The following is a 10,339-nucleotide window of genomic DNA, read 5'->3' as shown; positions in this document are numbered from 1 at the left end:
GAATCGGCATTCAGCGTCATCGCCCAAAAATTTCCAGCGCATATTCATGCTGTCACGTCGCATGGATTTGAATTGAAGGTGTTCTTGTTCATATTGGCCTATGGCATCGAAAAAACGATGTTATAGGTCACAACTTGGGTTTTCACTAAGGCTCATGCAGTCCTCCTTCAACGTTGCGTAAACTCATCAAGCAGCGTGGGTGAATTCAAGTTCCAAGTGCAACTTTTTTTGGTTGCAAGAAAAGGCAGTTACAGGAGCACAATAGCTTTACCCTGTTGCTAACCATGAGAAAACAATATAAAAAATACATGGCAAGCTGAAACTCCATGCAATTTATGCTTTTTGGATAACCAAAAAAAGTTGCACTTGCGAGTTGAATCCGCAGTGGATAAAAAAATACGCAGGTTGAAGTGAGAAAACCTCTCGCTCCAGCCTGCGCAGTGTCACGGAATGCGCTTGGGAATTACTTCACTTCCTCGAAATCCGCATCCACCACATCGTCATCATCCTTGCCCTTCTTGCCGCCAGCTGCGCCTGCGTCAGCACCGGGCGCGCCGCCCTGCGAAGCCTGCGCATACATCAGCTCGGCCAGCTTGTGGGAAGCCTGAGTCAGCGACTCAGTGGCGGCCTTGATCGCCTCCAAGTCCTCGCCCTCCATCGCCTTCTTCACCTTGCTGATCTCGTTCTCCACATTGCCCTTGGTCGCCGCGTCGACCTTGTCGCCCAGCTCTTTCAGGCTCTTCTCGGCCATGTGGATCATCGAATCCGCATGATTGCGGGCCTCAACCAGCTCTTTGCGCTTCTTGTCCTCCTCGGCGTGCAGCTCCGCGTCCTTCTTCATCTTCTCAATCTCAGCCTCGCTCAGGCCGGAAGACGCAGTGATGCGGATGGACTGCTCCTTGTTCGTGCCCAAGTCTTTGGCTGAGACATGCAGGATGCCGTTCGCGTCAAGGTCAAAGGTGACTTCAATCTGCGGCACGCCGCGCGGCGCAGGCGGAATATCGGCCAGATCAAAGCGGCCTATAGTCTTGTTGTAGGCCGCCATCTCCCGCTCGCCTTGGAGCACATGGATGGACACCGCAGGCTGGCTGTCAGCGGCGGTGGAGAAAATCTGGCTCTTCTTGGTCGGGACCGTGGTGTTCTTCTCGATCAGCTTGGTCATCACGCCGCCAAGGGTCTCGATGCCCAAGGACAGCGGGGTGACATCCAGCAGCAGCACGTCCTTCACGTCGCCCTTGAGCACGCCGCCCTGAATCGCCGCGCCGACCGCAACCACCTCGTCCGGGTTCACGCCTTTGTGCGGCTCTTTGCCGAAGATCGCCTTCACCTTCTCCTGCACTTTCGGCATTCTGGTCATGCCGCCGACCAGAATCACTTCATCAATCTTCGACGGATCAAGTCCGGCATCTTTCAGCGCGGTCAGACACGGGCCTTCGCAGCGGTCGATCAAATCGGCGACCAAGGCTTCCAGCTTGGCGCGGGAGAGCTTGATGTTCAGATGCTTGGGGCCTGTCGCGTCAGCGGTGATGAAAGGCAGGTTGATGTCCGTCTCTTTGGATGAGGACAGCTCTTTCTTTGCCTTCTCCGCCTCTTCCTTCAGCCGCTGGAGGGCCATCTTGTCCGTGCGCAGGTCAATGCCGTTGTCGCGCTTGAACTCGTCAGCCAGCCAGTTGACAATGCGCATGTCGAAGTCCTCGCCGCCGAGGAAGGTGTCGCCGTTGGTGGACTTCACCTCGAACACGCCGTCGCCGATCTCCAAGATGGACACGTCAAAGGTGCCGCCGCCGAGATCGAAGACGGCCACAGTTTCCTCGCCCTTCTTGTCCAAGCCGTAAGCGAGTGCGGCGGCAGTCGGCTCGTTGATGATCCGCTGCACGTTGAGGCCGGCGATCTTGCCTGCGTCCTTGGTGGCCTGGCGCTGGGCATCGTTGAAGTACGCAGGCACGGTGACAACCGCCTCGGTCACGGTCTCGCCCAGATACTCCTCGGCAGTCTTCTTCATCTTGCCAAGGATCATGGCGGAGATTTCAGCCGCAGAGTAGTCCTTGCCCTCCACCTTGACCATCGCGTCGCCGTTCGGCCCTTCCACAATGGCGAAGGGGCTGAGCTGAATGGACTTCTTCACTTCAGGGTCAGAGAACTTGCGCCCGATCAGCCGCTTGATGGCAAAGAGAGTGCGGGTGGGGTTGGTGACCGCCTGCCGCTTGGCGATCTGCCCGACCAGCCGCTCGCCGCTGTCAGTGAAGGCAACAATAGAAGGCGTGGTGCGGTTGCCTTCGCTGTTCTCAATAACTTTGGGGTCGCCGCCTTCCATGATCGCCACGCACGAGTTGGTGGTGCCGAGGTCTATGCCGATGATTTTAGCCATGATATATCTCCTGAAAATATGTTGTCGTCTGTTTCAATCCACGCCCCCGCGAGGGGGGCGACTTCAAAGCTGCCTGCCGCTCTCTACAATGCGCATGAAAATACCGCTGTCAAGGGGACTTGTTCAGCGGCAGCAAGAATTCCGGGCAGGCTATTCCGCTTTCGCCGGGCCGCTGGACACCACCACCTGCGCGTGGCGCAGCACCTTGTCCTTGAAGGTGTAGCCCTTGGCGAACTCCTTGGCTACGTGGTTGGCCGGAATCTCCTCGTTCGCCTCCATCGTCAGCGCGTCCATCTGATCTGGATTGAAGGGCTGACCGACCGAAGAAACCGGGGTCACGCCGCAGCGTTCAAGCATGGTGTCCAAGCCCTTCTTGGTCAGCTCCACGCCTGCCAGCAAAGCGGCCAGCTTCTGCTCGGCATCGCCGCCCTCAACCTTGCCCTGCTCAATAGCCCGCTCAAGGTTGTCCGCCGTGTTCAGCAGGTCGCGCAGGATGTTCTCGCCCGCGTACTTGAGCAGCTTCTCCTTGTCGCGCTCCATCCGTTTCTTGGAGTTCTCGGCCTCAGCGGCAAAGCGCGTCACCTGATCCAGCTTGGCGCGGGCTTCTTCCAGCTCCTTGGTCAGCAGCTCCTCAGCGGAAGGCGCAGTCTCCGCCGCCGCCTCTGCGGCAGCCTCGCCGCCGGTCTCTGCCGACTGCCCGGCCTCAGGCTGGAGCGGCGCCTCTTCCGTCATCTCGTTTTTGGTCTCATCAGCCACGTATTTTCTCCCTGTTCTGAGCGGTTGTCATGTCATGATCCTGCGATTCTTTGCGGCAACGGTAAGCACAGGGCAGGGGGATGTCAAGGCGGGAACAGCGTGTCAGCCCGTGCGAATGCTTGTCAAGGCGGGCGGCGGCTGGTATGTTTGCCGCATCTTGTTTTCCGCAGAAGAAAAATGCAGGGAGACCTCCATGTTTGTCAGCAGACTGAAAAAATTCTTCGGCATAGGGCCAATCGGCATGATGATCAGCTTCAGCCTGCTGACAGCGGCCTTTTTTGCAGACCGGCGGCTTGGCGGCACGGCTATATTGGAACACCCCCTGCCGCTGCAAATCGCCGCAGGCTCACTCACGGGCGCAGGACTCTGCCTGCTCGCCTGGGGCGCGCGCACCTTGCGGAGCTGGTGGATAAACGGGGAGCTGTGCACTGACGGGCCGTTCCGCTGGTTCCGCCATCCGATCTACGCCGCCTATCTCACCTTTCTCTTTCCTGCTGCGGCATTGTTTTTCAATTCATGGATCATGCTCGCCGCCGCCGCCGCGCTGCATCCACTCTGGCACCTGCTGGTCCGGCATGAGGAGGCGATGATGCTTGAAAAATTTGCAGAGCGGTACCGTGACTACATGCGGAGGACAGGACGTTTCTTCCCCAAGTTCCAGCAATGCTTCTGAGCGAGGACAGTCTCTTTGATGGCCGGATTATCTGCCGCCAGCATCGCGAGGGCTACCGCTTCTCCGTTGACGCAGTGCTGCTGGCTCATTTCTGCCAGCCAGCAGGGCAGGGCAGGGTGCTTGATCTTGGCTGCGGCTGCGGAGTGATCAGCCTGATTCTCTGCCATCGTCATCCTGAGCTGCGCCTGACCGGGCTGGAATTGCAGCCCGCCTTGGCCGCGCTGGCCCGGAGCAACGCCGAGGCCAACCAGCTCGGCAGCCGCTTTGAGGTGCGGCAGGGCGATCTGCGCCGGATCAGCGGGCATGTCCAGCCGGAATCTTTTGATTTAGTTGTCAGCAATCCACCCTATCACCGCGTCGGCGGCGGCAGAATCAGTCAGACGGACGAATGCGCCTTGGCCCGGCATGAGCTGACCGCCGATCCTGACTCCGTGCTGGCGGCGGCGGCCTTCGCGGTGCGGAACCGGGGCGCGTTCTGCTGCATCTACCCAGCAGAACGGCTGGCCACGGTTCTTGCCGTGATGACGGGCAACAAGCTGATCCCCAAACGCCTTCAGCCGGTGCACAGTTATCCTGAAGACGGTCGGGCGCGGCTGGTGCTGATCGAGGCGGTGAAGAACGGCGGCGAGGGTCTGCGCCTGCTGCCGCCCTTATATATATACCAGCGCAGGAAGGGGCCGTATTCACCAGAGGTGGCGGCAATGTACCAATGACCGACACGAGCCGTCTCGCTGCGGGCAAAGTCAGCGTCCGCGCCCTGCTCGAGCGGGCCTGTCAGCAAGGGGAACTCCGCCTGCTCGACCTGCATCTTGGCCTTTTCTTGGAGAAGCAGGCGGGCAAAGGCGGAAAACTCCCTGAGCTGCTCCTTGCCGCGACGCTGACCAGCGCGGCGGCGGGCGGCGGCCATGTCTGCTGGCCGCTGGCGGAGCGCGAGGCCCTGCCGTTCCCTCTGCCGCCCGGCCTGCTCCCGGATGCGGAGCACTGGCGGCGCAGTCTCTTGGCCAGCGGCGCAGTCGGCCAGCCCGGCGAGATGGCACCGCTGATTCTTGACCAGAGCAACCGCCTCTACCTGCGCCGCTTTCATCAGGCTGAGGAGCGGATTGCCCGCGAGCTGCTCCGTCGGGCATCGGCAACCAGTCCGGCTGACGCGCAGGCAGCACAGCCTCTTTTGCAGCAGCTTTTCCCCAGCCAGGCCAGCGGCCCGGACTGGCAGCAGGCGGCGGCGGCCATGGCCCTGCTCAAACCGCTGCTGGTGATTTCCGGCGGGCCGGGCACTGGCAAGACTTACACCGCCGCCCGCATCATCGCCCTGCTTCAGAGCCTGCACAATGGCGGCAGGCCGCTGCGTGCAGCCTTGGCCGCGCCCACCGGCAAGGCGGCGGCCCGCTTGGATGAATCCATCCGCGCCGCCCGCCAGAGCCTGCCCGAAGGCTTGGGCCGCGCTCTGCCGGAACAGGCCCAGACTCTGCACCGCCTGCTGGGCGCGCGGCCCGGCAGCGAGGCGTTCCGCCATAACCGCGACAATCCGCTGGCCGTTGACCTGCTGCTGGTGGATGAAGCCTCAATGATTGACCTGATGCTGATGGCCGCCCTGCTCGATGCCCTGCCGCCTGATGCCCGGCTGATCCTGCTCGGCGACCGCAGCCAGCTCGCTTCCGTTGAGGCGGGCAGCCTCTTCGCCGACCTCTGCGGCAGCGGCGAACCGGCGTGGTCAGAGCCGCTCCGCGCCCAGATCAGTCAGCTCACCGGTCAAGATTTTCCGCACACTGCCGACCGGAGCGGCCCGCTGGCGGACTCCTGCGTCCTGCTCCGCACTGGCCACCGTTTTCAAGGGGAAAGCGGCATCGGCAGCTTGGCGGCGGCGGTGAACAGCGGCTCGGTAGAGGCGGCAGAGACAGTGCTGGCCGCAGGGCTGCCGGACTTGGAATTCGCTGAATGCGCAGGCCGCGAGCGCGAGGCTTGGCTGCGGACGCAGCTGCTGCGCGGCTTCCGGGACATCAGCGAAGCCGCCTCGCTGGAGGCGGCTTTTGCGGCGATGGAACAGTTCCGTCTCCTCTGCGCTGTTCACAAAGGGCCGAACGGCACCGAGGGCATCAACAGCCTTGCCGCCGCCGTGCTGCGTCAGGCCGGGCTGATCAGCAGCCGGGAGACGGAATGGCATCAGGGCAAGCCGCTGATCATCCTCCGCAATCAGTACGACCTCCAGCTGTTCAACGGCGACACCGGTCTGCTCTGGCGCGACCGGGACGGGCGGCTGAAAGCCTGGTTCCGCCGGGCCGACGGCAGGCTGCATCCGGTCGCGCCTTCGCTGCTGCCGGAGCATGAGACCGCCTACGCCGTCACTGTCCACAAGGCGCAAGGTTCGGAGTTCGAGCAGGTGCTGCTTCTCCTGCCGGAAGAGGAGAGCCGCGTTCTCAGCCGGGAGCTGCTCTACACCGGCATCACCCGTGCCCGCAGCAAACTTGTCCTCTGCGCCGACCGCGAGACGCTGGCCGCCGCTGTGCGCTCGCGGACCAAGCGGCACTCCGGGCTGGCGGAGAAGCTGGGCACTGCTACTTGCCGCCTTGACTGTTGAGCCGTTTGAAAAGAATCACCAGGCTGCGCTTGAGCAGGTTGACCGCATGGTAGAGGTGATCCAGCTCGTCGTTGGATTCCGACGGATTGGTGTAGACCAGCGGTGTCTCCAGCTTGCCTGCGGCGATGGCCTCGGCATTGCGGGTCAGCTCGATCAGACGCATGACCACGGTGCGGATGAACAGGATGTTCAGCACCAAGGCCAGCGCGAGCAGCACCAAGGAAGAGGGCTTGGCGATGGACAGGAGCACGTCTTTGAGACCAAGAGAAGGCACTGTGACGCTGACCACGCCGCGCACCTGTCCGACCTTGTAGCCGAAGGCCTTGTCGCTGCCGTACTTCTCCAGCACCGCAGGCGGCGCGTCCTTGGGATCGCCGTGGCATGGCAGGCAGCCCTGCTCCAGGAAGAGCGGCTGGGCGTAGCGGTACATGCCGCCCTCGTAGGACTCGACGAACTCAAGGCTTTTGTCCTCCTTGAAGCGGGCGATGGCAGCGGCCTCGAACGCGTCCGGGGCGTTCTCCTCCTTGCGCCAGTTGTCGCTGGTGACGCGGAAGAAGGCGCGGGCATCCTCGCGCTGGGCGATCTGCGCCAGCTCGCGGGTGGCCAAGGCCGGGTTCTTGCCGTAGAAAGTGCCGCCCTTCGCGTCGGCCTGCTCGTCGAGAAAGTCATGGAAGCCCGGCGCCAGCTTCTGCACCCAGATCATGCCGCTCTGGGCGATCCACGAGCGGAACGCCGTCACCTGGCCGGCCACGGCGCGGGCCTCGTTGCGGGAGACCTGCCGCCGCAGGGAGTTGAGCGTGGCCACGAACGAGCCTGCCACCAGCAGCATGGTCAAGAAGAACACGCCGAAGAACTTCATAGGAATGCTGAACCGTCTGCCCATAGCAGCCACCTCTCCTTGCAGTTTTGCAGTAGCTTGATAGACAGCAGGCGCACTGTGTCCTGCTGTTGCAACCCTGACCACGGTGCTTCCGACCGAGTCAGCATGCTGACTCGGCGGGTACCAGCATGGTGACTCCGTCGGTACCAGCATGGTGACTCGGTCGGTATCACCATGCTGACTCGGAGGGAGTCAGCAGGCTGCGGCCATCGCCAGCACCTTGCGCAGCACAATCAGACCGTCCGGGGTGAACGGCTCCGCGCCGCTCAGTGCCAGCGCCGCCGCCGGGGCAAGGAACTGGCCGGACTCGACCTCCTCCGCCTGGAGGACAAACGGCCCTGCGGCAACGCAGCGGAAGATGCGGCCCCAGACCCGGTTGTTCCCGTCCTCGTAATACTGGGTAAAGAGCGGCTCCAGCGGCACGCCGCTGATGCCCAGCTCCTCAGCCAGCTCGCGCGCCGCCGCTGCCTCGTAGCTTTCGCCCGCCAGCACCACGCCGCCAGCGGCCACGTCCCAATAACCGGGATACACATCCTTGCTCATGGTGCGCTTCTGGATGAACAGCTCGCCCTCCGGATTGAAGACCAGAATGTAGGCGGCCCGGTGGATCAGCCGCTGCTCGCGCATCAGTCTGCGGCTGACCGCGCCGATTTCCCGGTCGTCCCGGTCAACGATCTGGACGAGTTCCTCGCTTGGGCTGCTCATGCCGCCGCCTCCGTCTCCTCGGTGCGATGCCGGAACTGCCAGCAGCGGTGCGGCCTGCCGCCGCTGAAGTCGCGCGGCACAGTCCGCTCGGTCAGCTCGCGCACGTCGAACTCAGCCTCCAGCTGCTCGTCGAGCTTGAACTTCCTGAAATTGGTGGAGAAGATCAGCGTGCCGCCCGCCGGACTGAGCCGCCGCATGGCCAAGCGCAGCAGCTCCGGGTGATCCTTCTGCACGTCAAAGACCAGCCCCTTGTGCTTGGAGTTGGCGAAGGTGGGCGGGTCAACAAAGATCAGGCCGTAGCGTTCCTTGCAGGTGTGCAGCCAGCTCATGCAGTCGGCCTCGGCAAACTGATGCAGCACGCCGCCATAGCCGTTGAGCGAGAGATTGGCTTCGGCGCGGGCAAGGTATTTCTCTGACAGGTCAACTGTCGTGGTCGAGGACGCGCCGCCTGCTGCCGCGTACACCGTGGCCGAGCCGGTGTAGGCGAAGAGATTGAGGAAGCTCCGGCCTTGCGCCAGTTCAGCGAGCATGGCCCGCGTCTTGCGGTGATCAAGAAAGAGGCCGGTGTCCAAGTAGTCGGTGAAATTGACGAGGAAGCGGCAGCCGCCCTCGCGCACCTCATGGAGCTTGCCGATCTCGCCTGTCTTTTGATACTGCTCCGCGCCGCGCTGCCGCGCCCGGCTCTTGATGAATATCTGCGAATGCGGCAGGTTGAGGACGTGGCGGATGACCTGGAGGGCCTGCTGCCAGCGTTCCTCAGCCTTTTCCGCCGGAACGCTGGCGGGCGCGGCGTACTCCTGCACATGCGCCCAGCGTTCGTAGAGGTCAATGGCGATGTTGAACTCCGGGATGTCCGCGTCATAAACGCGGAAGCAGCTGATGCCCCGCTCCTTGGCCCAAGGCAGGAGGCTCTGGCAGTTCTTGCGCAGGCGGTTGCTGAAGTCCTGCGCGGGCAGTTCCGGGTCAGTCTCGTTCAGCTCCCAGACGTGCGGCTCCGGCTGCCTGTCCTCCTCCGGCGCAGCAGCAGTGAGCAGGCGGCACTTGAGCGGGCCGTTGTGCAGCCGGTGCCGTTCCTCCCAAGCAAGACCGAGCATGTCGGCCAGATCGGTGTTGGCGGTGAAGAATCCTATACGCCAGCCCGCGAAGTGCTCGCGGAATATGCGGCCAAGGCAGCGGTAGAGGTATTTCACGGCTTCGCGCTCAGACAGCCGCTCGCCGTAGGGCGGGTTGACCAGCAGCAGGCCCTGCGCGGTCGGCGGCTGGAGCTGGGCAAGCTGCCGCTGCTTGACGGTGATTCGGTCAGTCAGTCCGGCCTGGGCAATGTTCTTGCGGGCGGCGGCCACGGCTCTGGGGTCGGCATCATAGCCGATGAGGTGCGGCCAGTCGCTGTCCGCCAGCGCGTCCTCGCGCTCAATTGCTTCGGCGGTGAGCTTTTCCCAGAGCTTTGGCTGGTGGCCGATCCACGCCGTGAAGCCGAAACGCTCGCGCAGCAGGCCGGGCGCGGAGTCGCCGAGTATCAGAGCCGCTTCAATCAGCAGTGTGCCGGAGCCGCACATCGGGTCAAGGATGCAGCTCTCAGGATCCATGCCGGGCCGCACTCCGGCCAGCCAGGCGATGGCTGCGGCCAAGCTCTCCTTGAGCGGAGCCTCGCCGCCGTCCTCGCGGTAGCCGCGCCGGTGCAGGCTTTCGCCGGACAAGTCCAGAGCCAGCGCAGCTGCTGTGCCTTCCACGTGCAGGTTGATGCGGATCTCCGGCTCCTGGGTGTCCACGTCAGGCCGCTTGCCGGTCTGGCGGCGGAAGGTGTCGGCCACCGCGTCCTTGACCTTCAGGGCGGCGTACTGGCTGTGATTGAGCTTGGCATCAGCCGCCAAGGTGCAGCTCACCGCAAAGGTGTTCTTGGTGCTGAAATGCCTGCCCCAGTCAACGGACATCGCTCCGGTGTAGAGGGCCTCCGGGCTGGCGGCCTGAAAGGCGGCGATTTGCAGCAGGATGCGCGAGGCGAAGCGCGACCAGAGGCAGGCCCGGTAGGCGGACTCCAGCGTCCCGGCCTGCCAGCGCACTGCGCCGGGCGAGGTCTCGGCCTTGTCCCCGCCAAAGGAGATGACTTCCTCCTTGACCAGCTCCTCCAGTCCGGCGGCGCAGGTGGCGGTGAAATAAAAGGGTTCCTTGGTCTTTGGGCGGGAGCGGACAGCGGTCATGAAGGGCCTGCGGCTGGGGTTGAACGGAATTTGTGATGAAAGCCGAGGCGAAAGATATACGAAGCCGCTGCTTTTTTCCAAGCAAAAAAGCAGGCGGGGATTATTTGCCCGTCGGCGGCAATTCGCAGGGTCTGTCATGCCGCATACTTTGCGAAAGATGCTGCCCGACCTTTTTGGGCACTTC

Annotated in this window: 8 protein-coding genes; 3 read left to right on the top strand and 5 right to left on the bottom strand. The window is 63.0% G+C overall.

Annotated features, from left to right (window positions below):
* Window positions 1–463: 463 nt before the first annotated feature.
* The gene (dnaK, locus tag ACNKH3_RS13040) at window positions 464–2,368 is read right to left on the bottom strand and encodes a molecular chaperone DnaK (RefSeq protein ID WP_420209535.1); all 1,905 of its coding nucleotides are present in this window, start codon (window positions 2,366–2,368) and stop codon (window positions 464–466) included.
* 150 nt (window positions 2,369–2,518) lie between these two features.
* Window positions 2,519–3,124 (bottom strand): nucleotide exchange factor GrpE, encoded by a 606-nt coding sequence (locus ACNKH3_RS13035; protein ID WP_420209534.1) that lies wholly within the window; start codon window positions 3,122–3,124, stop codon window positions 2,519–2,521.
* A 193-nt stretch (window positions 3,125–3,317) separates the two neighbouring features.
* Here ACNKH3_RS13035 and ACNKH3_RS13030 point away from each other — a divergent pair, with 193 nt between their 5' ends.
* From ACNKH3_RS13030 to recD, 3 genes are read left to right on the top strand one after another with little or no spacing between them, the layout of a single operon-like run.
* Window positions 3,318–3,797, top strand: coding sequence for a methyltransferase family protein (locus tag ACNKH3_RS13030; protein WP_417916791.1), 480 nt, complete (start codon window positions 3,318–3,320; stop codon window positions 3,795–3,797).
* On the top strand, window positions 3,788–4,510 hold the full coding sequence (locus ACNKH3_RS13025; protein ID WP_417916790.1) for a tRNA1(Val) (adenine(37)-N6)-methyltransferase: 723 nt from the start codon (window positions 3,788–3,790) through the stop codon (window positions 4,508–4,510). The genes ACNKH3_RS13030 and ACNKH3_RS13025 overlap by 10 nt, the downstream gene beginning before the upstream one ends.
* On the top strand, window positions 4,507–6,372 hold the full coding sequence (recD, locus tag ACNKH3_RS13020; RefSeq protein WP_417916789.1) for an exodeoxyribonuclease V subunit alpha: 1,866 nt from the start codon (window positions 4,507–4,509) through the stop codon (window positions 6,370–6,372). Before ACNKH3_RS13025 ends, recD begins: the two co-directional genes overlap by 4 nt.
* On the opposite strand, the gene ACNKH3_RS13015 is transcribed toward recD, so the two are convergent.
* The 3 genes from ACNKH3_RS13015 to rlmKL form a co-directional block, all read right to left on the bottom strand.
* Complete coding sequence (locus ACNKH3_RS13015; protein WP_420209533.1) at window positions 6,350–7,255, bottom strand: c-type heme family protein; 906 nt, start codon at window positions 7,253–7,255, stop codon at window positions 6,350–6,352. The two genes, recD and ACNKH3_RS13015, sit on opposite strands and share 23 nt — an antisense overlap.
* A gap of 189 nt (window positions 7,256–7,444) precedes the next feature.
* Window positions 7,445–7,957, bottom strand: coding sequence for an NUDIX hydrolase YfcD (gene yfcD, locus ACNKH3_RS13010; protein WP_417915960.1), 513 nt, complete (start codon window positions 7,955–7,957; stop codon window positions 7,445–7,447).
* On the bottom strand, window positions 7,954–10,155 hold the full coding sequence (gene rlmKL, locus ACNKH3_RS13005) for a bifunctional 23S rRNA (guanine(2069)-N(7))-methyltransferase RlmK/23S rRNA (guanine(2445)-N(2))-methyltransferase RlmL (RefSeq protein ID WP_420209532.1): 2,202 nt from the start codon (window positions 10,153–10,155) through the stop codon (window positions 7,954–7,956). The genes yfcD and rlmKL overlap by 4 nt, the downstream gene beginning before the upstream one ends.
* Between the last annotated feature and the right edge of the window lie 184 nt (window positions 10,156–10,339).

It is taken from the genome of Candidatus Electronema sp. JC (genome assembly GCF_048287365.2).
In the GTDB taxonomy this organism is placed as follows: Bacteria; Desulfobacterota; Desulfobulbia; order Desulfobulbales; family Desulfobulbaceae; genus Electronema.
This window is presented reverse-complemented; position numbering and strand designations above follow the sequence as displayed.